Genomic DNA, 22,788 nt, shown 5'->3' with positions numbered 1-22,788 from the left:
AATTGGACGCCGATCCCCCGACCTACGGGGTCAAAATTCCACGCCGGATCACACTTTGAGGTTCTCGACGCTCACCGACGTCAGCTCGATGCCGACACCCGGGCGCACCTCGACGCAGGCGCTTAGTACTCGATCTTTAGGTCCAGCTTGACCGCTGACAGCGGCGCGCCCGACATCTTTGAGATCCGTTGGCGCGCCCACGCCACGACTTCGGATATGGTCGTGAGCGCCGGGATCCCGGCATGGTCCTCGAGCGCGACCGCGTGCGTCTCGTCAGCGTCATCGATTTCGGCTTCTGCCTCGTCGCCAACATTGGCGTCGCCGACGATCAGCTCTGCGACGCTGTATGTCGCCACGCTCTTGTACTTGTCCCCAATGCCGCTGCCGACGCTCGCGGCGAGACCACGTTCGTCGCGGTCGAGCGCGACCCACATGCCGAAACCGTCCTTCGGGGTCTGGCCGTCCTTGCGGCGCGCGGCGTAGGCCGCGTCGAACCGGGACCTGACCTCGTCCGCGGGGAAGATGTGGCCGTCGACGGTCCGGGGATCCTCCTTCGAGTCGACCGCGGCGACAATCACGAGGTCCACACCGCTGAGCGTCTTCCACCGCTTTCCGCCGTCGAGCGGCGGGAAAGCGATCCAGCGATCACGCGTCGTTCTGATCGAAGCGACCTGCGCCTTGTCGCCCTTCTTCACGTTCCAGACGTTGCTGAGCCCCCGCCCGGGAACCCGCTTCATCTCGTAACCCTGGCTTTCCGCGGCCTTCTTCGCGGCGCTGACGAGCACGCGACGGTGAGAATCCGGACTGCTTCAACGGCCGGCTGCGCAACGAACTTCTGAACGAGACGCTGTTCCGCTCATTGCAGCACGCTCGCGCCGTGCTTGAAGCCTGGCGGCGCGACTACAACGAACGACGACCGCACTCTAAGCTCGGCTGGATGACGCCTCGGGCCTACGCCACCGCCATCCTCGAGACCTCCGGCCGAAGCGCTGCGCAACCTGACAGCTCCGCGCTTCGGCCTCTTGCAACCGCCATCGACGATGGCTCAGATCACGACAGGCGTCACCGAAGACGAGCGATGGCGATGCGCGACCCTGTAGGCGCGTCTTACTCGAAAACTTGGACCGGTTCTCCGCTCGGCAATCTTGCGGGCACGAGCTGCCGCAGCTTGTCCGCTCTTGCTCGTTCGTCGGTGAGAGCGTCGTTTAGAAACGCGACGACAGCATCGAGTTCGGCGTCGGTCAGCGTCACGGGATTATCGAGCTGTGGCGCCAGATGCTCTTGCACCACATCGAACCGACCCATGTTGCTTCGAAGGTCAGCCGGAACGCCTTCATTCGCAGGATTGTAAGTCCTAGCTCCAGCTTTCGGATTGATATGAAACCGAACGGCGCGTTCGAGATTGTTGAACGACCCATTGTGAAAGAAATTAGCTTGCAGTCCGACGTTTCTGAGCGGCGATGTTCTAAACTTAAACCTATCGGCTTCCAGCGAGGTGATGTCAAACAAACCCATGTCGTATGGGCCTTTTACAGTAAATGTTCCTTCCTGGTTTCGGAATGGGACGTTGCCTTTCCCCACACCGAAAACCGGAGCGATCGACGGAACGCCTGTTGCGTGAGATTTGAAGTCGCTGAACATCTCATTGGAGTTGCCAGCAACCGTGTGGCAAGTCACGCAGCCCGCTTTTCCGAAAAATAAAATTGCGCCTCGCTTCTGCTCATCCGTAAGCGCTCCGCGCTCTCCCCTCGCATATCGATCAATCGGTGCATTGACGTAAGTCAACGAGAGCTGAAACTCGGAAAGCGCCTGCCCAATCATATAAAATTCGATTGCGTTTCCGTCATTCACCGACTGATAGATCTGTCCAAAAAGTTGTCTATATTCGCGCATGTTGTTGATGCGTTCAAGAACTTCGTGCCGGATTGGGTTGTTGCGGGAAGGCACGTCGTCGTAAGGCTCGGGGACAAAGCGGTCCTGGTTACCGCTCACGTCGTCGAATTGATCGAAGTCACTTGGCGTAGGCGGATTAGTTGTGTTGTCGTCGTCGTCGCGGATAGGCCGGTCATTTGGGATCGGTGTGATCGGCAGGCCAAGCACCTTCATCTGCTGGCTAGGCCGCGCAGGAATCACGACGGTCGAAAATCGCCTCGAATTGAATCTGACATCGACGAAGGGCGCGTTTTCGGTGTCGCCGAACCCGCCAAATCCCGCCATCTCGGGCAATTCAGTGAAAGGAATGTGAGCTTGAGCCGCTAGAAGATGCGGAAACCGTGGGTCCGAAGCTGGAAAGAAGCTTTGACCTTCAGGGTAGGGGAACGTGAAACCTCTCGAATTGTCAAAAGGATCCCCCGAATTGCTCGAGAATCGGCCGTTCCACATCAGCGATGGCAATAGACCGATGCCGATGAGCATCGGCGTGCGTCGTTGATTGCGCGCGCCCGTTCTCGAAGGGCCAACCTTGTCGCTTCCGGAGCCGATGCCGATAGCTATTGGCTGAGTGTCCCCAAATCCGCGAGTCGGCGAGTGGCATCCAGCGCAAGAATTTGACTTATGAACGCCAAGTCCTTTGTCGAAGAACACCAGCCGACCAACGTCGACAAGCTTTGGATCGAGCGTGCGACCAAGTTTTTGATCGAACGCTTCTTCCATCTTTCCAGTGAATCCGTATTGACGGAGCGCCGCGTACAGATCGTCATCTGTCGTAGCACTGGCTGATACGGGCGTTAAGATAATGATAAACCCGATGATTCCGGCTAACGCGCACGCCTTCATTTGGTTTCTCCTGTGGAGAAGATCAGCCTAATCCGATGCTAGAACATCTCTAACCACAGCACAACTGTGAGGCGTGTGATCGTCTGCAAACTACCGAACTTGGCGGCGGCCGGTCAGACTCAAAGTCTCAACGAGTCTAGGAAATTGTCCCTGCCAAGCAATATGCGGACTTTGATCTTATTGCCCTTTCACGCCGTCTGCGGACTTGCTGTTCCGCGCTTGGAAAGCAAGGTATTTGGCGACTGCGAACGTCGGCACTCTTAAGGCGAAATGGGCCGTATAGTGGCGTCAGGCGCTAAATGTACGGCGAGCAGAGGCGCAATGCGCTCGTCTTATCCAACATCGGCGGTCGATGTTAGAAAGCTTGCCTATCTATTGCAGCCGCCACTATCTATTCAACGCAGAGATGGAGCGTTCGGAGTTCTGCCTTAGCAGGTGCGCCCTCGATGAGCGTCTCAATCTGCCTCCGACACAGTTCCGCACCCTTCAATAAATCCGGCTCTTTAAGCGCGGCCGGGCTGCCTCAAGGGTTCAGCGGCGGGATGATACGCGGTCACCTCGAGAGAGTGACCGTCGGCATCCTTGAAGAAGATTGAAAAAGCGATGCCGCTGTCGTCCGGCCCTTCAGTCTCGATACCTTTCTCATTCAGGAATTGATGGACCCTTGCAAATTTATCGCCATCTACTAAGAAAGCTATGTGTTGGATAAGCACTGTGTTGTCGATGTCTGGTTGCGGCTTTGCGTTTGGCCGCAGGAACAAGCCGACTTTGATATTGCCACGTCCGACCATCCAGGTCGTGTTCCACTTCTGAAGCACGTGGAAGCCGAGAATGTTCTCGTACCAGTCCGCGGCACGTTGTAAGTCCGCAACATTGACGGCGTAGTGGTCGAGGCCGACAAGGTCTGGGGCTGTCATTGTCATCTGGCGGCTCCTTGAAAGCACATGGGTTGCTTTCGTATCCTTACGGATCGCCGCATTGGTCTAGCGTGTCAAGCGAGACTGTCAGTTTGCCTACGAGACCAAAATGGTTCTGTGACAAAGCGAGGGTTGGCGCGGTAGTGCCGAATGCGCTCAGCTTGGTAGTCGGCGTCGATGCGCAATAGAAAGTTTGTATACTCCTCACGGCCGCTAGGCTGCCCATCTAGCTCGCGGAGCAGGCTTACTGCAGCACGGTAGCCGGTCATGAGCGCCGTAGTGACTCCCTGAGACGAGAGCGGGTCGAAAGCAATGGCGGCGTCGCCAGCTGCTATCCAACGCGGACCGACGAACTGTGAAAGTCGCGACCCGCCCGCAGGGACGATCACCGGTTTGTGTCGCAGCGCCGGGGCAGCCATGCGTGCGATTGCGGCAGTGTCGTCGAGTAGCCGCCACCAGCTAAGCGCTGCGCGCGCATCGAGTGCGCGCAATATATCGTCATCTGTGAGCAGGCCGAAAACCCGGCTTCCCGACCTCGTCGCGACGGTATACCACCAGCCATAGGATGCTGCTTCGACGCACAGCATATTTTCGGCGATTTCGATCCCGGGATGCTCGAGCAAGGCGCCAACAAGACGGTCTCGGCGTACTCGCGTTACTCCGAGCTTTCGCGCGACTTTCGCAGACCGACCCGTTGCGTCGATCACGCCCAAGGCGCGGACTTCTTGCGGAGCGTTCGAAATACGAAGATGTAGCAGCCATTGGCTCCGCGTCGCCTCAATATCAAGCAGCGCGCTGTTTTCCCAAATGGTGACCCCAGCGCTGCTCAGTTCCTCGGCGAAACCGCGCGCAAACCTGCGGCGGTTCAGCCGCCAACCTGCGCCGCGCGCATTGAACAGGGAGCTTCGCTCATTTGTCTGCGTTTCGGTCCAAACAGATTGTACAGTGTCCAGGCGCGGGAGATCGCTCTCTAGCAGCGCATTCAGACCGAGTGCCCTTAGCACCGGCCCGGCAAGCGGGGGGAGGGTCTCGCCGACGTCTACGCGCCGATAAGTGGGCTCGTCGATAAGGAGCACGTGCGCCCCCGCACGAGCGGCAGTAAGCGCCGCGACGGCACCGGCAGGCCCTGCGCCAGCGACGGCAATATCAAACATCCCGCGGAGCACGGATTTCGCTAGTGAGCGGCGCCACCTCCAGGATTGAGTTGTCGCTCGCGCATGCCCGTTCGCTCGCGCACAGTAAATCGGTGAGAAGAAAGCGTACGGCGGATCACCTCCGGTGCGAAGTCGTCGCGCAACCGCGCCCCAGTGCGCTCTGGTACCGCGGCCATCAAGCGGAGCCGAGCACTAAATTGACCGGGATGCACGCGTTCAGTCGGAAGCTGCGCACCGCCACGGATCCAATCTACAATGATCTGCCGAGCGGTTTTTCCGCCGATTTCTTGGATTCCACGCGATAGGAAGCGCGCCATTGGCCGGCGCTCGCTTAGGAGTTCCCGGACGAAGCGGCTTCGCCCGGGATCGCCGGGAACTATCCAGCCATTTTGTGGATCGCTCAAAGTCGCCATGAGCCGCTCAGGTTGCCCGATCGCCAACCACCATCCGACCGTAGCCTCTGTCTCTACCAACTGGCCGCTATCAGGATCCAAATATCTGCCCCGCAGAGTCTCACCGTCATGCCCGAGCACACTCATCGCGCGTGCACGCAGTTGACGGATTAGAGCACGCATCTCCTCCGGTGGGCTCATCATGCCGCCGGGCGCGTCGGGCGGCAGCGAGTTGATCCAGTCGGTCCAAAGCTGCTTCTCTGTTGACGTGAATACCTTCAGCATCACGCCAGTCTGTCCCATAGTGTCGAAGATTGGGCTCGCAGCCGCATCCCCCGGTACTATCAGATCGGAGCTGGCAAGCACGCGCAGGAACTGCTCCGGCTCATCAAACCAGTCATTGAGGTAATTGCCGGCGAATCGACGAGTGCCGTGATTGAGCTGCCCAAAGTGCCGCTTCGCGACTAGCATCTCTACCATCCGCTCATCAATAGTAGGCGGGTTGGCAAGACGATAGCCCCAATCCTGATCGCCGATGAACTTGAACGCAAGGTAACCATCCCATATCCGGCGCCACGCCTCCTGCACTTCGTCCTCGCCGCCGGAATCGATGTCGCCGAGGTAGCGTACAACTGCGTCTCGGGCTCGTGCTCCGTGGCCATTCACGGGATTGTCAATTGCTACGTGCAATCGATAAAATAAGGAATTGTAGCCATAATAGTCATAGAGCTTGACCATAGCAGGCAGAAACACTGCTTCCCACTCGAGATACAAGGTCATACCAAGTATTTCTGGGTAAAATGTCTCAGGAAACAGCGCTGCGGCCGACTGATATGCTGGACTTGAAAACGACCCTGGCCACAAATCTTGATGATCTGAGTAAGCGCGACTATTGAGCGGAGGCAGGTAGATGCCGGCGCTTTTCAGCAGTTCGGTATAGATGTTGGCGTGATTTTGAGAAGGGTCGCCGTTTCCAATCTCATCTGACCAGATCTCAAAAAGGAAGGATTGCACGTCATTGATCGGCCCAGCTTTCGTAACTCGCTCAAGCCAAGAACCGTCCAACTGATTAAATGGAGCAAGCTGCCGGATCCGCTGAATGATGCGCTCGGGCGAGTTGAAGACTGCTTCCAGCCCGGTGCCAAGCACCGGATCAGCTTTTTCAGCTTCTCGGCGCTCGTTCTCGTAGATCTTTTCTAAGCGGGCTTCGAACGTAATTGGATCATACTTAAAAAATTTGTAGTGATCCAAACCTTGAGCTTCAAGGCTTGGCTCCGTCTCCGTTCGGGCCCGATCAAAATATTCGCGACCTAACCGCTTGGCGATAGGCAAATACTCGGGATACGTCTCGATATTCATTAGAAAGTAGAAATGCTCTCGCGCTTCAAGCAGATCGAAGCGTTGTCGTTCTGTCTCAACCCATACCTTCTGGTCCGCAGCGGTGCGTGGTGCCACGAAGCCAAGGCGATGCCACTTTCTAACCATCTCGTTCTTACCGCGGTGAGCGTAGGCCGCCCGCCAAACGACGTCGAGAACACCATTCACGATCTCGCTGCTGCTAAAAACTACGAGTAAGGCATCTCGGTAAGCTTTCGCCGACTCCGATGCATAAGGTTGCCGAACAGGCGTGTTGCTGAAGATATACTGCCGGATAGACAGCAGCACGGTCTGAGTATATTCCTCCTCAGGGGCGCCGACTGGACGCGCAGGTACTACGAAATTCGGCGCTGATAAGATTGATTTATCGAGAAACTCAAGAACTCGAACGCGATAGACATCGTCTAATTCATTCACCATCATTTGAGGAATGTACCGACGCACGAAGCTATCGACGTGCCGGTTCCACAGTCGCTCAAAGGCGCGCTTGTAATCTCCAGCGGATTGGCCGTCCATTAAGGTAGGGAACCCGGGACGATCTACGATCTCGGTCCCGACGCCGCGCGTCCACGGACGTCGCGCGGTCAGAAGATCGGCGAGAACTCCGTTTTTTGCCTCCTGTTCGAATTCCTCGATGAGGCGCTCATAATTTCCTACAGGAACCACGTCGTCGGGACGCACAGCCGGCCACCAGTGATCACGGCATTCGTAGAAGTCTGACTGCCAGGGAAGCGCCATCCACTTCGTAAGATCGCCTGCAATTGCTCCGTCCGACACACGAAAGGCTTCGCTGTAGAAGCCGCTGTGGCGAACAGTCGAGGTGAGCTCGATGCCGGGGTAAAAGGCACCGCCCTGCGTCCATTCTAGCGCTGCTTCCGTCAGGGCGGCCGGCTGCTGCGCGACCGGAATCTGATCAAACGGTGTGGAAGCTGGCGAGCCAATCCAGTCGGCTACAAAGTCACCGTCCTTCCAGCGCGCAAATTTGGCGTACTGCCTGGGTGTAATTGACAGCCAATACTCGGGCTTTTCGTGGTCGACGTCGCCTTCATCGCCAGATAGCGGTGGCATATAATAAAGAGTTGCCTGTCTTCGAGCCTGAAGTGAGTTCGGGCTTAGGACCGGCCAAGGCTGCGCTGACTCATCATCATAGGGTGGTGTTGCCACCGGATGCCGAAGCCGATCAAAAAAGCGCTTATGGGGCGAGTTAGGCTTTCTCGCCTCTTCCCTGGAAGCGAGGGTCTTTAACATTGCTTCGTCCGGGAAAGCTCCTCGTTTGCCCGGCGCGTGACCTCGTTGGCTTCTGCGCGAGACCCACTGCAAGCTGCTCATGGCCGATAACGCAGGATAAATATCTCGCGTGAACGATACATTGTCGTCAGGTTTCGGGCCAAGCTCAAGAACGTCCCAAGAAAGACCGTGTCTCGCCGCGGCCTCCGTCATGACATCGTACAAAGTGACCACGCTTTTTGTCCAAGGCGAGAAATGGGGTGGTGCGCACACAACCCATGCTCTGCCGTGAACGGGCAGGGTGTTGCCATCCTTCAGCGTGACAGTTGCAGTGACCGGACCGTCGGACGTGTCGTCAAACCACCCGTCGTTGTTGGCGTAGTGAGCAAGCGGATTGGTTGGAAGCACACTCTCTGAATGGCCAAATCCGCCTAGCACAACTAACCGGCCCGCTTCGTCGGTCCGGGCCTCACCCAAAGTGACGGGGTTTCGCTGCCGCTGATTGAGTCCAAACGTACCTTCAAGCTTGGTGCCGGCAGTGCTCCTGCCGGCGACAACAACGGGATCGGGGACGATAGCAAGGTGATCTCGATCCTTACTGCTCACTCCCGCGTTCCGCAGAGGCGACGATTGCTGGCCGGCGAGGATCTTCGCAACATTTCTTGCTCCATCGAATTCATGCCAAGCGGCCTTCCGATTTGCGAGCGCGACCGTCCATTCAATTAAGCCGACGTCCGGATGATCGGCCGTGACCTCCTCGACGGACCCATCGGGAAAGAATGCGTAAAGGCGAAACCGCGCGCCCTGCCGCTTTATTCTTCCCTGTTCATCCTTGTAGCCGGCTTGAGGTTCCGGGACAACATTCGGTGCCTCCGGACCCAAGAAGAACTCCGTCGGACTATTACCCAGCCGGGCGATCCCAATCGGCGGAAAGATCCGACAGTAGGAATTGGACAAGGCCGGCATCGGTTCCATCCCCTCTAGGGTTGAAAAGGTGCGTACGTGCAATTGATAGGAAATCTGCTCTTACTCGCAGGAAGTCGTCAAGCATGCTTGGTTGCCCGGCCAACGTCTGAAGGCCCCGCGGGCGGATTGCGTGCCCTCCCCCGCCGTTATCGGCGATCCTCGGAGCACCTCAATAGGGAGATCTGGGAAGGTGATATATTTGGTGGCAAGGTCGCGCTTCAGCTCCTTCCAGCCATCCCGGCTCACGGGCGCTAGCCTGTCTTATGGTTGCGGCACTGGCGCTCCTAGTTCGCCGGGCTCGGGTGGCTCGCGGCTTTAGTGGCTCGCATGCTCTATCACGCTTGTACTATTATTCTAATTATTTATCTTTCAGAGTGCAATATTGGGAAGCGCGCTAACAGTATGTGGCTGTTTCCGATCACTTGCACACCGTTTCCTTGGATGTCTTGCCGCATTTCCTCGGCAGCGGTCTGTGCGGCCTAAGCGGACCCTTCGAACGTCGGCCTTGGGTCAATCCGCCGCCGGCGTCCAGCCGCAGGACGACCCGGATTAAGACGAATCCGCGCTAGGACCGCCCTCACAATGATGTCGCTCTCGACCCTCTGGACCTTGCCGCCGATCTCGCACCCGAACAGCCTGCGCAAGACGTCCAGGTCCAACGCGATGTCCGCCTGGGCGAAGGGCTGGTTCACGGTCTCCATCTCCGCGATCACCACCCAGAGCTTGGCCGGATCGACGCTCTTGGGCTTGCCGACGCGAACGATCTCCGTGCGGTCGACCGTCACCAGCCGCTATCGCAAGTGGCGACTTCGAGTCGGTCGTCACCAATTTTGGGTTCGACGCCATTTATGGCTCGGGCGGGAATGACGAGGTCCGGCTCGGCGGTGGGAACGACTTTTCGCAGGGATACGCCGGGAACGACTCGCTGTTCGGCGAGGACGGTGACGACACGCTGCAGGGTTTCGAAGACAACGACAGCCTCGAGGGCGGCGCGGGTGCCGACATGCTCTATGGAGGAGACGGCGACGATGTCGTCACGGTCGACGCCGACGACGTCGTCTATTCCGGAGGAGACGGGCGCGACCAGCTCATCTATGACGCGACGACCGATTGGTCCTACGCCATCGCCAGCGGCGACTTCGAGGCCATCAGGTCAGGCTCGGGGAACGACTCGATCTATGGCTCAGGCGCCGATGACGAGATCACCCTTGGCGCAGGGCATGACTTTGCACAGGGCTATGCGGGCGCCGACGAGATCTCCGGCCAGAATGGGAATGATACCATTCAGGGGTTCGAAGGCGATGACGCGATAGAAGGCGGAGCGGGCGTGGACCATCTTTATGGCGGAGACGGAGACGATGTCGTCACGGTCGATGCCGACGACGCCGTTTACTCGGGAGGCACCGGGCGCGACGCGCTTATCTACGACGCGTCGACGGATTGGTCCTACGCGATCACCAGCGGCGACTTCGAGGCCGTGACGTCAGGTTCGGGGAACGACTCGATCTATGGCTCAGGTTCCGATGACGAAATCACCCTTGGTGCCGGGAATGACTTCGCACAAGGCTATTCCGGGGCCGATACTCTGAGAGGTGGCCTCGGTTATGACGAGTTGCAGGGCTTCGAGGGTGACGACCTGATTGAAGGCGGCGGCGGCGACGATACGCTTTCCGGCGGAAGCGGCGGCGATGTCTTCGTCTTTGCTGGCGCCTTCGGCCACGACTCGATCTGGGATTTTGCGCCTGGAAGCGCGGGTGACGTCATCCGACTTGAGAATGGCCCGTTTGCGGACTTCAATGCTGTTATGAACGCTGCCGTTCAGGATGGCGAAAATACACTGCTGACGCTCGACGCTGAGCGCTCCATCACGCTGCTGGGCGTATCGAAGAGCGCGCTACAGCAGGACGATTTCGTCCTGATCTAACACCGTCGCACCAGAACACGACGATCGCGGGAAGGGCAGGAGAGGCGTGAACTGCTAAATGGCGCCATTACCGGACGCTGGCACACCTCCAGGAACTCGACCTTCGCGGGTTAGACCCGAGGCGGCGGTCGATTTCGGACCATGACCGTCCCGCGCCTACGCTCGCTTACGCCGAAGGCGCGCACGGACCCGCCTTCCAGAGACTTCGACGCCAATCCTCTCGGCCTCGACGAGCGGCTCAATTGCCCAGATGAAGTCGTTCAAGCGCGCAGGTGCGCATTTGAATTTATGGCGCTTTCCCTTCCGCGCATTTACATCCGTGAAACCCTTCAGGGCTCGAAATCCCGCCGCATAGGAGATTTCGAGCTGAGCGCTCCATCGGGTCCGCTCAGGCTGTTCGATATCAATGACCCATACTGTTATTGGAATTAGGCCCGCTCGATTGGCGACAACCGAACGCCCCCGGAATTGAACAACGTCTCCCATGACACGGCTCTCTTTGCTTATGGCGCGATAAATGGATGGGTGCGACGAGTGCGGCTAGGATTCCACTCGCATGCTAAGCTTGATCTTGCTGGGCTTGGTTTTGAGCACCCTGGCGAGCTCGATTTTGGCCGCAGCCAGGACTTCATCGACCGTCTGCCCCATCGAGATGCCTCCCTCGCCTTCTTCAAGGAAAAGGATTGGCACACCGAGGGCGCCTGCCAGAGCTTGTAGGTTGGCTGGCCGCGGATAGGTGTTATCGGCTTCCCAATTGTGGACGCAGGTCTGCGACGTGCCGACCGCCGCGGCCAGCTCCGCCTGCGACCAGTCTCGTTGGTGCCGCGCCATACGAATTCGATTGCCTAAGCTCATCTCAGACCTCCCGTCCTCGACATTTAGGCACATAAAATAAGTGGCACAAAGTGTTATTTTATCATTTATCACCGTAACCATTCGAGCGGCCGCAACGCATTGGCGGCGGCCTCGCGCCAGCAGCCAACCTTCAGCCGTGCGCCAGAAGGAGACGTTGGTCAGCATCTAGAAGAGGGTTCCGACCGCAGGCTATGCCTAATGCGCTATGGCTTGGCTCGGCGTTTTCTCGCGGTCGCTTAGGCGCCCCCGTCATGACGAGTTTTCCCACAACGTCTTTTCAACAGCGTCGCGACCAACTGATAATCTCTACCAAACGTTGTGGGACGAAGAACGCATGCCTATCGAGATGCTCATTTATGCCGGCGTCGTCGGCGATGATCGTCTGGCGCTGCGGCCCGATCCCAAGCTCGCGAGCCGCTATGACGCCAACATCATGGAATCTACTCTCAGTACCGTTGGCGTCCGTCGGTGCAGAAGCAGAACGGCCAACCCAAATGGAAGGGGCTCGCCGATGACGACGCGTGGCCGATCCGAACGGCCACGGCGCCTTACGACAAGCGGCGCCTTCGCGGGCTTGAGTTTTGGCCGGCGAGGCGCCCGGCGCTCAAGCGAGGCTTAATCCATGGCGCCTCCCGTAGCGCTCCAGCCCTTGCCGCTTTCGAATGATCAGGCGTTGGCCGCGCCGCTAAAAGCCAAGCGGTTCGCCGACGGGCTTTGCCTGTCGGGAGGCGGATACAGGGCGATGCTGTTTCACGCCGGGGCGCTCGCCCGACTGAACGAGGCGGGTCTGCTCAAGGGGATCGAAGTGGTGAGCTCAGTCTCCGGCGGATCAATCGCCGCAGGCGTCCTGGCGCAGGCCTGGCCACGGCTCGAGTTCGACGAGAAGGGGGTCGCGCAACGTCTGGGCGAAGAGGTCATCGAGCCTCTGTGCAAATTCTCGCAGGCTTTTGTCGACGGGCCGGCCGTGTTGAAAGGCTTGGCGACGCCGTGGTCGACGGCGGGTCGCGAGGTCGCGAAGGCCTATTCGCGTCACCTATTCGACGAGACCCGCCTTCAGGACCTCACGGACAGGCCGCTCTTCATCTTCTGCGCCAGCAACCTGACGACGGGCTCGCTGTTCAGGATGTCGCGTGCCTATGTCGCCGACTATCGCATCGGTCTTGCGCGGGACGCCAATTGGCTGCTCGCCGACGTCGTGGCTTGCTCATCGGCATTTCCGCCGTTCCTCTCGCCGATCCGGATCGACCTGACGCCCCATACATGGAGTGAAGAGAAGCTCGACGGATCGGTCGGTCCGGCGGCCCCGCCCGGACGCGCGGTGCTGACGGACGGAGGCGTCTACGACAATCACGGTGTCGAGCCCGTCATGAAGCGCTGCCGGCGCGTGTTCGTGTCCGACGCCGGCGCGGCCTGGAGGAAGTCCGACAGCGGGTTCTGGACCTGGTACAGCCAGCTCAAGCGTGTCACCGACACGATCGACAATCAGGTTCGATCCCTGCGCAGAAGCGAGCTGATCGACGCGTTCAAGGCCGCCTCGAAAGCGGAGGCGAAGGGTGTCGACATCGCCGCCGACGGGACGTTCACCCGCGGCTGCTATTGGTCGATCGCTCCAAGCCCGACCCTGCTGTCGAGTGCGCCGGCGCTTCGAGACATCCTGGCCACATGCGACCCGAAGCCAATGGAGGTCGCGACCGTCCTCCATTTCCTCGGCGAGAGGGCCACGCGAGAGCCGTCAACTGGGGATACCACGTCACGGATCAGGCACTTCGCGCCCATGTCGACTCGGACCTCGCTCTGGGTTCGGGATCGCCGGTTGCATTTGACGGCGTGACGGCGACACGAGCGGCCAAGGCAAGCCGGGCTCTGTTGCGCCTGTTCGGGCTCTGAGCACCAGGGCGTTCATAGGACCGACGGATAGCCATAGACCGGCCGATCAGCACAAGGCCGCCGACTTCCCAGACCGGGCCAACATCACCGCGGGCTGATGCTCGAGGAAGCACGGCGAGCGGCGTTCGAATCGCTGCCTGCGCGAAGGCGTTTCCTGATCCGCCTCGAGCAGCTGCCTATGTCGTCCTCGCGCTCGCGGCGGCTACGATCGTCTTCTGGTCCAGATAGACCTCGGCCGCGTTCGCCTCACACGTCGATCGAGATGACCCCGTCGCTGCTCCCGAAGAAGCACCTGTGACCGTGCGCGCCAGTCACCGCCGGCGCGTCCCAAATCTCGGTGAACTTCGTCCGATAGTTGAAATGAAGCTCGACGCCGGCCGGCCGGCCATGAATTAGCCGCGCGATCGCTTCTGGATTGGGGTGCTTGTTGCGCGCGCCGCTGGTCGATATCGCGAAACGGAGTGCCGACATTTCTTGAACGAGCTGCTTCGTCGTGTTGGCCTTACTCCCGTGATGCGAGATCTTAGCGAGGTGGATTTCGCGGGCCGTCCTCCCGTTGTGGTCGCGTAACGCGCGCACGAGATCGGACGGGTGGGCATCGGCGGCCAACAAAAGCCGGCGTCCTTCATGTTCGGCGATGAACGCGATGCTCGAACCATTGGGGACCGTGCGGTCCACCGACGTCGCCGAGGTCGCGAGCGCTCCCACGTTCTCAGGAGTCACTTCCAGCGCTTCCCGGCCGTAGACCTCGAGGCCGGCGGGAACTTCCGGCTCCGCGGCAGGCAGACCGTTCTCCTGTCGGTATTCAACCCAGGTCGCCCGGAGCTTCGCTAACGCCTGCCGCGTCGGCGAAAGCAGAGTGATCTTAAGTCCGCCGGGGCCCGCCACCTCGAACGGCTTGCCGTTCGACAAGACCACCGCCGCGCCGCCGAATGCTGTGTTCCAGGGCCAGGCGCGCGCTTTTAGCGCCGCCGAGAATGCATCGCCCTGCTCGGGACCGTAGAGCTCGAGCCCCGACAGCTGGTCGAAGCCGTTGTACCAGACCTCCGCAACCTCGACCGGAAAGCGCTCGTCCGCGATGAGCGGCAGAAGCCCCTCGATATGGTCGGCGTCGATGTGGGTCAGGACGAGCAGATCGATGCGCTCGCCTCGCGCCCTGATCGCATCGAAATAAGGGCGCGCCGCCGTATAGGCCGACGTTCGGCCGCCGTCGATAAGGACATGATGCTGCTTCTCCTCTGTCCCGTAATCGAGGAGGAGGCAGTCCCCGTCTTCTGCGGGCAGCATCGTGAGGCGGAACATGGCTCTCGTCAGTGGCTCGGAAACTGCAGGGTCGTGAACGCCTCGGAGATGTCGCAGCGAGAGCTGACCGAACGAACGGAGCCGAGCATCTCCTCGGCTTCGGGATCATCTCCGCCGAAGAGCTGCAGGATTTCGCGAAGGTGCTGAACGCCGACGGTGAAGAACGGTAGGCCGCGCCGATAGCCCTCTTTCGCGCAAGTAAGGATCTGCTCTTTGGCGTCTTTCGAGACGGGCCCATCCATCAAGGCGCAGGCTCTGATGATCGCGCCGTCGGGCATCCAGGGAAACCAGTTCATCAGGTTCGGAGCCCAATCCCGCCAGATGTCGATCTGCTTCTTGTTCGCCGTCGCCAGGCTGACATAGGCTGCCGCGCAGGCGGCAAGAGGATTGCCGCGCTTGTCTTCGAGCGCTCGAAGCAGCGTTCCCTCATGCGAGAGCAGGTCGATCGACATCTCAGCCGCCGACAGCCGTCCGAGCTTCATGTAGGCCAGCAGCAGGTCCAGCGCGTGGTCCCGCACCGCAATCTCCAGATGCTGCTGGTGATGTTCGTAGCTAACCTCAATCTGCGGGCGCGAATCGCCGACCGCGCTGGTGAGCCACGGCAAAGGCAAGGCGCCAATGCTTGCACCGTTGGCGTTCTGGACGCGAACCCAGTGTCGACACCAGGTCAGCATATCGGGGTTGGTGCTGCGGGTTGCCTTGATCGATATGACCGTTAATTCGGCGTTCGACGCAATGTCCGTGCTCGTCTCCCCCTCGAGGAGGTGCAGCTTCAGTTCATCGACGACATGCTCCGCCAGAGGGAGGCGCGACCAGGACAGGTTCGACGCGCGCTCATGTAAGAAATCGATCTGTGCCGTCGCGGTCTCGCCAGCGAAGGGATCCGAGCCAGACGAATAGGCGGGCTGGAATTCGAGCGGGTGGAATTCCTTGTGCAGGTCGAACGTGCGGTCCTGCCACGCGCGGTCCCTCGCCATACCGGTCTTAAGCTTCTTCTCAACGAACACGACGAGCGCGATCTGATCGTCCTTCACCGTCGCGGCTCTGCGCAAGATCTGCCCGGAGGGCAGCCAAGCCTGAAGGGTATAGGATCCCGCCGGCACATCGACGAACAGTCCCCGGGAACCCGTTGGAACAAGCACGGTCCAGGTCTTCGCGTCGAGGTCCGGCCGATCGTTTGCGCTCTCGATCCGGACCGCGACGCCGGATGTCGAAAAGCCGCGCCTCTCGTCAAGCTCAATTGAAAGATCCAACCTGCCGGTCATCCGCCGGCTCCGGACTGGATCTTCAGTTCGCAAACTGTTTCGGGCGGCGCGACCATCACGATCTCAGGCGAGTGAGAATAGGCGGCGCCTTGCCTGAACACGGCGGCGACCCTGTGCTCTCGATGAGGAACGACGCAAGACCATTCTATTATCGGTTGCAGTGGGTCGCTCGTCCAGCTAGCCGACACTCCAGCGCCGCAGCGCGCTTCCAATTGATGGACGTCGCCCCAGGCGTCCTCCTGGTCGAACGAGACGTGAAGCGGGATTTCGATCTTCGTCGGCGCGCTGATCTCGAAGAAGCTCCCTCGCGACCGCTCGGGAAGCTGTGTGACGCCGTGCCCCGCCGCGGCCCGGGCGACATAGGCTCCGAGAGCCTGCTCCAGTCCGCTCGTCCCTATTTTCCAAGCGATGTGGGCCTGAGCGCCTCCGCCACGGAACGCGCGCAACAGCGCGTCCGTGAACAGGCTGACCCCCGCCCGCTCTCCGAAGGCTGGAGCGAACTCCGTCGTGGCGTGGTGCACGCTCTGCAACGCAAGCGACTGACCGGTGCCCGCGACGTCGGTCGGCGACACGAGGGCGACGCCGCGGTGCGCTCCGGCGAGCGCCAGGGACGTCTTGGCGATCGTTCTACAGGAGTCGATCAGGAACAACTGCCGCCCGGGCGTCTTCGTTCGCATGGCGACGACGAAGTCGTTCAGGTTGATCGACCCCGCGTACCTATCCTGCACTCGCCGGCCGAAATCCTGGAGGAACAGCAGGGGATCCGACGTCGACACGCCATGCCCTGCGAAGAAGAAGATCACCATATTTTCGGGATTGGTGGACGCCCGCGTGAGCCAATAGTCGACTGCGTCCGTGACGTTCCCGATGGTAGCCGCCGGCGGCGTGACGGCGGCGCCCACCCGCGCATGCGGAAACGGAGCCGGCGCCGCCTCCGACAGCAGCAACGCAAGGCTGCGAAGCGGTTTGCCCGCGTTAAAAAACTCCGACAGGAACCAATCGGCCACCGCGCGGGCGGACGAGGCCGCGGACTTGAGCTGCTGCATGCCGTCGGCGAGCTCTGGACGTTCTTCCCTGCCGCCTAGCAGATGATCGTAGGCCGACACCCCGATCACCAGCACATGCGTGCCGGCCGCCTGCGGATCGGGATCCTCGAAGACGAGCGATGCGTCGGGCATCAGGCGATGAACCGCATGCTTAGACGCCGGCCTCGACCAGGATCGCGTGCGCCGGAATGTTGGCGACGGCCTCGGCGTAGAGGTCGACGTCAGTGCGATCGGTGCGGATTGACATAATCAGGCTGAACGGAACGGACCGGCGATAATCCGGTCCGCTCCTCTCGGCCCACCAGCCCTTGACTGGATAAACGCTGACGCCGCCGCGGACCGCCAGCTCGTGGGCGGGACCTCGCCAGATGTTTTGATGCAGGGTGCCGATGTCGCTGCGAGGCTGATCGACGACCCAGTTGCCGTCCTGCGCGCTCGAAACGCTCAGATCATCGTCCTCGTCCGCGTTGACAAGCTGGTTCAGGCGGCTCTGGGCGGACACGGCCGTATCGCCCGGCTGGTTCAGGCGAAAGCGAAGGCGATGCGAAGGGTAGCGGTCTCGCCTCGCGCGCTTGTCGGCGAGCGGGTCCGGGTCGACGAAGTAGGAAAGAGTGCAGGTCAGCGTCACCTCGGAATTGCCCATCCGCTGCAGCTCCTCGCGAGGCCACGGAAGGTCGAAATACTTCATCTCCTTAAGGACGCAACGGCCTTCACGGGTGTCGAAGGGCGTTAGTTCGTCCTCGATCACGAGCGTCAGGGCGTTGGTCGCGCTTTCGCGAATGAGCTTCTCGTGGGGAACGCCCCAGCCGAAGCGATCCAGGACGCGGCGCCTGGCGTCGTGACCGCCGCGCCCCTGGCTCTCCATCGCCGGCGTCCACACAGCACCGTTGGTGATCAGCCCACGGATCGACTCCGCGCGCATGCTGGGATGCTCGGCCGCGACCCTTGTGGCGAGGCCCGAGATCGCGGCCGTCGCCGCGCTGGTCTCTCCCGTGAAGGTCAGCTCTTCGGCGACGGTGTGGCCGGTCGTGAGAATCCTCGTTTCGGCGACGCTGCGCGAGGTCCTTGCGCATGGATCAAGCACATGGTTGCCGCCCTCGAACACGACGTCGGGCTTGTTCGATGAACGATGCCTAGCGTTCCAGCCCTGGCTCGTGCGCGACACTGGACAGAGGTCGCCCGCAGGCGCCACCGTCCTGACGGTGCCGAGGGTTTTTTCGGTGCAAGCCCCGACGGAGAGAGCGTTCACCGCCTGCGCTGGCGACTCGACCGGGAATTCTTCGTTGCGGCTCTGATAGTGCGCGACCTCGTAAGGCTCCTCCGGCGTCGCCGGAACATTGCCTGCGGCGACGCAGAACAGACGAGTGCGCGCGCCGCCGTTCCAGGCCATCTGGTCGATCGCAGCCGACGTTGCGCTCTGACGCCCGTCCAGATCTTCGCCAGGGATGGTCGCTGACAGGGAGTACACCCGCGGGCCGTTCGCATCCCGCTCAACCATCCGCACAGCGCTTTGGATCGCGTCGCGGGGGGATATCAAGCTCGCCGTGGCGAGCGGGCGCACGATTTTTTACGGACTCAAGAGCCGTGGTCAGCACAATCGGGCCGGTCGACACGGCCGCCGCCGCCAGATCCGGGAAGAGCGCAACGCCGGCCATGTTCGTGCCGTGACCGCTGTCGTCTTCCGTTCCCCAGGACAGATCGATCGTCCTGCGAAACGGCGCGGCGAGCGAGGCGGCCAGAAGCGGGTTGGCGCTCGCGACGCCGGAATCGAGGATCACCGTCCGGGGCGCCGTCGCGGGCGCGGGCACGATCCGTCGTGCGATCGCTGCAGAGACCTCGCGGCGCTCCCCCGGATTGGCGCGGCGGAAATCCGCGACAAAGTGAGACGACGGCCGAAACTCGATAACGGCCCCCGTACCGTGCAGCAGCGCTTCCATCTGCGCGCGTGTCAGGACGATGTCTAGGATGACGCTGTCGGTGAACTTGGTCGGGCTTCCGACCCTGTCGACCTTCAGGCGCTCGAGCATCCTGTAGAAGTATTCTTCGCGCGACGAGCGGATCCAGGTCTCAACCGGCTTGGCGGATCGCCCCGGCAACTCGGGCGTCGCCCCGGTCCAGACGTCCGTCAACTCCGCAGGACGGAACTCGGACGTGCTTTCGAACAAGGTGAACCGCATCGGCTTGTCAGCCGTGTTGTTCCGGTTGCCATATGCCTCGTACTCACCGAGTTGGCGATAGAGGGTCTTCAGGGACTCCTGTCCGACGAACAGGCGAGCCTGCGCCGGTGCCTCGGGCGTCGCCGAGCGCGCGGCCAGGAGGCTCACTCCGGGGCTGGAGGCCTTCATGTCGCCGAGCCAGAGGTCCTGCCTGCCGAAGCCGGTGGCCGTGATGACCATGCCACGCTTGTTCTTCGGGACCTGCGCCATGTCCTGCGTCGGCGCGATCTCGGACATCCGGTCCGAGATCGCGTCGACCTCGTCCCTCAGCTGACGCGCATGTCCGACCCTGTCGGCGATGACCGCCGGGCTTTTCTGTCGACCGCCCGAATATGGCCTGAACGCGATCGCCCTGAGGGCCAGGTTGCGCAAATGCAGATGCGGACGGGACGGCATCGGAGCTTACGTCTCACAGTTGATTCCTGCGTAAGGTTTACACCATCCGGAGCTCATTTGGCGTGAATCTGGGACCTCGCATCCAACGCCCACACCAATTCGTCGGTCGTAAGCTGTCCTTCGTTCTCGAGAACGGCCTTTCGAGCTGCCCCGACGGCGGCGGCCACGAGATCGGCCTGCGAAAGTCTCTGCGCGCGTTCGTCGACCAGATCCCAGTCGATCTCCTGCTTCTGCTTCTCGAACGCCAAGAGGTTGTTCTTCAGCACCTGGCGCGCCTCTTCGCCGGTCGGGAGCTCGTAGTGGAAGGCGCTGTCGAAGCGGCGGAAGACGGCGCGGTCGAGAAGGGAGCTGTGGTTCGTCGCGGCGATGATGATGCTGTGGGAATTGTCGCGATCGACAAGCTGCAGGAACGAGTTCAGCAGCCGGCGAGCCTCGCCGATGTCGTTCTCGGCGCCACGGCTCGCCGCGATCGCGTCAATCTCGTCGAAGAAATAGACGCCTCGGACGCCAATCATCGAGTCGAAGATCAGCCGCAGCTTCGAGGCCGACGCACCCATGTATTTCGTGATCACGCCGTCGAGCTGAACGGTGAACAGCGGCAGCCCCAGTTCTGTGGCGATCCCGTGCGCGGTCATCGACTTACCCGTGCCGGGAGGCCCAACGAACAGGAGCTTGCGCCTCGGCTTCAGGTGATACGCCTCGAGCTCGGCGCGTCGCTTGTGCTCGATGACGATGCGCTCGACGCCCTCACGCAGGTCAGGCCGCAGGACGGCGTCCGAGAGCCCAACGCCGGGATAAGTGACGTCAAGCAGTTCCGCGAGGTCGCCCCTCGGCCTTGCGATCTGGACCGCGCGCGTCCCCTGCTCCGCGCGCGCCGCAGTGACCGCCTTCTGCAAGTCCTCCGCGAACTTGCCCCGCCCGGCTTTCCCGGCCTGCAAAATCTGTCCCGTTAATGCCTCTCTCATTTCCCTGCGGCTTTTGCCTATCGCGGGCGCGACACCGCTGTCTATTGTTGCCACGAGCCGATCAGCCCTGCTCACATCGCCGCCGGGGATGATCCCCTCACGCAAGAACCGATGGACAGTCGATTTGGGCTCGCCGACGGCCGCGGCTAAGGTCCTCACCGATATGCGCTTCGCCTTCCGAGCCGCGTTCGCTTCAGCGCTTCGCACAGGATCAACCAAATTTTTGGGACGGCCAGCCATGTCCCATTATTGAACTGTGTCCCGGCAATTTGCAAACGCCTTACGGCCGCCCGTCGTCATAGCGCCCTCGCCGCCGAAAGCGGGTCGTACAGTCGAGTGCCGCCGGCAACCGAGACCATGCCGCACGTTTCCTATCGTCTGGCTGACTGGTTGGCCGTTCTCCTGAACGATCGATTTCGATCTCGGCCTTGCCGGGCGGTCAATGCGCTCCCTCAGTTCAAGAGCGGACGCCGCAGAGGGCAGCTCAGGGTCTTGGTCGTGCAAAAACGCTCTGCGCTGGTTAGGTGCCTAGCGGCGGGCGCCCGAGGCGTTCGTTTTGCTCAGGCGGCGTTCCTTTTTGACGCTACAGGCGGCGTCAGGGTCATCAGTCGGTTCATCGGCCTGTCTGAACGGCCCACAGAGGCCCGCTTAGGCCCGGATTGCTGCGATCATCGGCTTGACGCCCACGATGTTGAGGACGCGGGTCAGATTGTAGGCGAGCACGTGCATCGCCATCTCGCCGGCGACCCGCGGCAGCGTCTTCATCAGGAAGTGGGTCGCGCCCATCCGCGCCTTCATCGTGCCGAACGGGTGCTCGACCGTCTCGCGGCGCTGGCGCATGGCGTTCGGGTTCGCGTCCAGCCGGCTCTGGACGGCCTCGAGCACATGCTCGTGCTCCCAGCGCGTGATCCGTCGCTCCTTGGCCGGGGTGCAGCGCGCCTTGATGAGACAGCCATGGCACGCCGTGGTCCAGTAACGGCGTAAGGTCAGCCCGCCCTCCACATTGGCGTAGTAGAACTTCAGCGTCTCGCCCGCCGGGCAGCGATAGGCGTCCTCGTCCGGCCTGTAGACGAAGTCCTGCTTGCCGAAGCGGCCCGCGGCCTTGGCCCCGGACGTCATCGGCTTCGGCAACGTCACCGCAATCCCCGCCTGCTCGCAGGCCAGGATCTGCTCGCCGTTGAAGTAGCCCCGGTCGGCGACGGCCTCGAGCCGATCCGTCTGGAGGACGGCCTGCGCCTGCCGCGCGATGGCGGCGAGCTGCGAGCGGTCCGATCCGACGTTCGTCACCTCGTGAGCGACGATCAGGTGATGCCCGGTCTCGACCGCGACCTGGACGTTGTAGCCGACGACGCCGGAGCCGCGGCCGCTCGTCGCCATCGAGCGCGCGTCGGGATCGGTGGTGGATATCTGCCGATCGGGCGCCGCCAGCATCTGCGCCTCGAGCTCGGCAAGGCGGCGAGCTTCCCCCTGGAGCTTCGCGATCTTATCCTTCAGCCGCTCCGTTTTGTTCGCCAGGACCTCCGACGGCTCCTGCCGGTCGGCCGTGTCGAGCTGCTCGAGGTAGCGCGCCACGCTCTCCTCGATCTGGGCCCTGCGCCGCTCCGTCTTGGCGCGGGTGAAGTTCCGGTCCCGGTTGTTCACCGCCTTGAACTTGCTGCCGTCGATCGCGACGCTGGCCGCCGCCAACAGACCCATCTCGCGGCACAGCGAGACGAACCGCGCGCAGACCTTGCGGAGCGCCTGGCCGTTGTCCTTGCGGAAGTCCGCGATCGTCTTGTGGTCAGGAACGAGCCGGCCCGTCAGCCACATCACCTCGACGTTCCGGCCAGCCTCACGCTCCAGCCGCCGGCTTGACTGCACCCGGTTCAGGTAGCCGTAGATGTAGAGCTTGAGCAGGACCGACGGATGATACGCCGGCCGGCCCGTCGCCTCGGGCGTGACGCCGCCGAACCCGAGCTCGCCGAGATTGAGCGCGTCCGCGAAGGCGTCGATCACGCGGATCGGATTGTTCTCGTCGATCCAGTCGTCCAACCGGTCCGGAAACAACGTCGTCTGGCTGCGATCCACGCCCTCGATGAAGCGACCCATCCGACCCCCCGAAGCAGACGAGGAATCCTACCATCA

Annotated in this window: 16 protein-coding genes and 1 pseudogene; 3 read left to right on the top strand and 14 right to left on the bottom strand. The window is 61.4% G+C overall.

Going from position 1 to position 22,788, the window contains the following annotated elements:
- Positions 1-122: 122 nt before the first annotated feature.
- Positions 123-785, bottom strand: coding sequence for a hypothetical protein (locus EK403_RS13670; RefSeq protein WP_128778031.1), 663 nt, complete (start codon positions 783-785; stop codon positions 123-125).
- Between the two features lie 17 nt (positions 786-802).
- On the opposite strand from EK403_RS13670, the pseudogene EK403_RS23240 reads away from it, so the two are divergent.
- Positions 803-959 (top strand): annotated as a pseudogene (locus tag EK403_RS23240) (integrase core domain-containing protein); the annotation flags it as partial.
- Positions 960-1,107: 148 nt separating this feature from the next.
- Here the strand turns inward: EK403_RS23240 and EK403_RS13660 are convergent.
- The 5 genes from EK403_RS13660 to EK403_RS13640 form a co-directional block, all read right to left on the bottom strand.
- The gene (locus EK403_RS13660) at positions 1,108-2,775 is read right to left on the bottom strand and encodes a cytochrome-c peroxidase (protein WP_128778030.1); all 1,668 of its coding nucleotides are present in this window, start codon (positions 2,773-2,775) and stop codon (positions 1,108-1,110) included.
- Positions 2,776-3,278: 503 nt separating this feature from the next.
- Positions 3,279-3,698: a VOC family protein gene (locus EK403_RS13655; protein ID WP_128778029.1), complete on the bottom strand. Its 420-nt coding sequence runs from the start codon at positions 3,696-3,698 to the stop codon at positions 3,279-3,281.
- Positions 3,699-3,766: 68 nt separating this feature from the next.
- A complete protein-coding gene (locus EK403_RS13650) occupies positions 3,767-4,846 on the bottom strand; it encodes an NAD(P)/FAD-dependent oxidoreductase (RefSeq protein ID WP_128778028.1) in 1,080 nt (359 codons plus the stop codon).
- A gap of 20 nt (positions 4,847-4,866) precedes the next feature.
- Positions 4,867-8,808, bottom strand: coding sequence for a LodA/GoxA family CTQ-dependent oxidase (locus EK403_RS13645; protein WP_164919602.1), 3,942 nt, complete (start codon positions 8,806-8,808; stop codon positions 4,867-4,869).
- A gap of 479 nt (positions 8,809-9,287) precedes the next feature.
- Positions 9,288-9,593, bottom strand: a complete 306-nt coding sequence (locus EK403_RS13640) for a hypothetical protein (protein WP_128778026.1) — start codon at positions 9,591-9,593, stop codon at positions 9,288-9,290.
- 8 nt (positions 9,594-9,601) lie between these two features.
- Between EK403_RS13640 and EK403_RS13630 the strand changes: the two genes are divergently transcribed.
- Positions 9,602-10,732 (top strand): calcium-binding protein, encoded by a 1,131-nt coding sequence (locus tag EK403_RS13630; protein WP_342633783.1) that lies wholly within the window; start codon positions 9,602-9,604, stop codon positions 10,730-10,732.
- A gap of 540 nt (positions 10,733-11,272) precedes the next feature.
- Here the strand turns inward: EK403_RS13630 and EK403_RS13625 are convergent.
- The gene (locus EK403_RS13625) at positions 11,273-11,752 is read right to left on the bottom strand and encodes a helix-turn-helix domain-containing protein (RefSeq protein WP_128778024.1); all 480 of its coding nucleotides are present in this window, start codon (positions 11,750-11,752) and stop codon (positions 11,273-11,275) included.
- Between the two features lie 457 nt (positions 11,753-12,209).
- Here EK403_RS13625 and EK403_RS13620 point away from each other — a divergent pair, with 457 nt between their 5' ends.
- Positions 12,210-13,418 (top strand): patatin-like phospholipase family protein, encoded by a 1,209-nt coding sequence (locus tag EK403_RS13620; protein ID WP_128778023.1) that lies wholly within the window; start codon positions 12,210-12,212, stop codon positions 13,416-13,418.
- Positions 13,419-13,720: 302 nt separating this feature from the next.
- On the opposite strand, the gene EK403_RS13615 is transcribed toward EK403_RS13620, so the two are convergent.
- From EK403_RS13615 to EK403_RS13585, 7 genes are all read right to left on the bottom strand, one after another.
- Positions 13,721-14,776: a ComEC/Rec2 family competence protein gene (locus EK403_RS13615; RefSeq protein WP_128778022.1), complete on the bottom strand. Its 1,056-nt coding sequence runs from the start codon at positions 14,774-14,776 to the stop codon at positions 13,721-13,723.
- Positions 14,777-14,784: 8 nt separating this feature from the next.
- Positions 14,785-16,041: a hypothetical protein gene (locus EK403_RS13610; protein ID WP_128778021.1), complete on the bottom strand. Its 1,257-nt coding sequence runs from the start codon at positions 16,039-16,041 to the stop codon at positions 14,785-14,787.
- Positions 16,038-17,219 (bottom strand): caspase family protein, encoded by a 1,182-nt coding sequence (locus EK403_RS13605; protein ID WP_128778020.1) that lies wholly within the window; start codon positions 17,217-17,219, stop codon positions 16,038-16,040. Before EK403_RS13605 ends, EK403_RS13610 begins: the two co-directional genes overlap by 4 nt.
- A 19-nt stretch (positions 17,220-17,238) precedes the next feature.
- A complete protein-coding gene (locus EK403_RS13600) occupies positions 17,239-18,648 on the bottom strand; it encodes a S8 family peptidase (RefSeq protein ID WP_128778019.1) in 1,410 nt (469 codons plus the stop codon).
- The gene (locus EK403_RS13595) at positions 18,578-19,699 is read right to left on the bottom strand and encodes a S8/S53 family peptidase (RefSeq protein WP_128778018.1); all 1,122 of its coding nucleotides are present in this window, start codon (positions 19,697-19,699) and stop codon (positions 18,578-18,580) included. Before EK403_RS13595 ends, EK403_RS13600 begins: the two co-directional genes overlap by 71 nt.
- Before the next feature lie 53 nt (positions 19,700-19,752).
- Positions 19,753-20,904 carry an AAA family ATPase gene (locus EK403_RS13590; protein ID WP_245479696.1) on the bottom strand — a complete coding sequence of 384 codons (1,152 nt, stop codon included), beginning with the start codon at positions 20,902-20,904 and terminating at the stop codon, positions 19,753-19,755.
- A gap of 408 nt (positions 20,905-21,312) precedes the next feature.
- A complete protein-coding gene (locus EK403_RS13585) occupies positions 21,313-22,752 on the bottom strand; it encodes an IS1182 family transposase (protein WP_128778017.1) in 1,440 nt (479 codons plus the stop codon).
- Between the last annotated feature and the right edge of the window lie 36 nt (positions 22,753-22,788).

Source organism: Hansschlegelia zhihuaiae, assembly GCF_004103825.1.
GTDB lineage: Bacteria > Pseudomonadota > Alphaproteobacteria > Rhizobiales > Methylopilaceae > Methylopila > Methylopila zhihuaiae.
Note: the sequence above shows the minus strand (reverse complement) of the source record. Positions and strands in the feature narration are given on the sequence as shown.

Bases quoted from the DNA above. Each gene is read 5' to 3' on its own strand.
- EK403_RS13660 (WP_128778030.1), bottom strand. From the start codon at position 2,775: ATGAAGGCGTGCGCGTTAGCCGGAATCATCGGGTTTATCATTATCTTA.
- EK403_RS13655 (WP_128778029.1), bottom strand. From the start codon at position 3,698: ATGACAATGACAGCCCCAGACCTTGTCGGCCTCGACCACTACGCCGTC.
- EK403_RS13650 (WP_128778028.1), bottom strand. From the start codon at position 4,846: ATGTTTGATATTGCCGTCGCTGGCGCAGGGCCTGCCGGTGCCGTCGCG.
- EK403_RS13645 (WP_164919602.1), bottom strand. From the start codon at position 8,808: ATGCCGGCCTTGTCCAATTCCTACTGTCGGATCTTTCCGCCGATTGGG.
- EK403_RS13625 (WP_128778024.1), bottom strand. From the start codon at position 11,752: ATGCTGACCAACGTCTCCTTCTGGCGCACGGCTGAAGGTTGGCTGCTG.
- EK403_RS13620 (WP_128778023.1), top strand. From the start codon at position 12,210: ATGGCGCCTCCCGTAGCGCTCCAGCCCTTGCCGCTTTCGAATGATCAG.
- EK403_RS13615 (WP_128778022.1), bottom strand. From the start codon at position 14,776: ATGTTCCGCCTCACGATGCTGCCCGCAGAAGACGGGGACTGCCTCCTC.
- EK403_RS13610 (WP_128778021.1), bottom strand. From the start codon at position 16,041: ATGACCGGCAGGTTGGATCTTTCAATTGAGCTTGACGAGAGGCGCGGC.
- EK403_RS13605 (WP_128778020.1), bottom strand. From the start codon at position 17,219: ATGCCCGACGCATCGCTCGTCTTCGAGGATCCCGATCCGCAGGCGGCC.
- EK403_RS13595 (WP_128778018.1), bottom strand. From the start codon at position 19,699: ATGCCGTCCCGTCCGCATCTGCATTTGCGCAACCTGGCCCTCAGGGCG.
- EK403_RS13590 (WP_245479696.1), bottom strand. From the start codon at position 20,904: ATGGCTGGCCGTCCCAAAAATTTGGTTGATCCTGTGCGAAGCGCTGAA.
- EK403_RS13585 (WP_128778017.1), bottom strand. From the start codon at position 22,752: ATGGGTCGCTTCATCGAGGGCGTGGATCGCAGCCAGACGACGTTGTTT.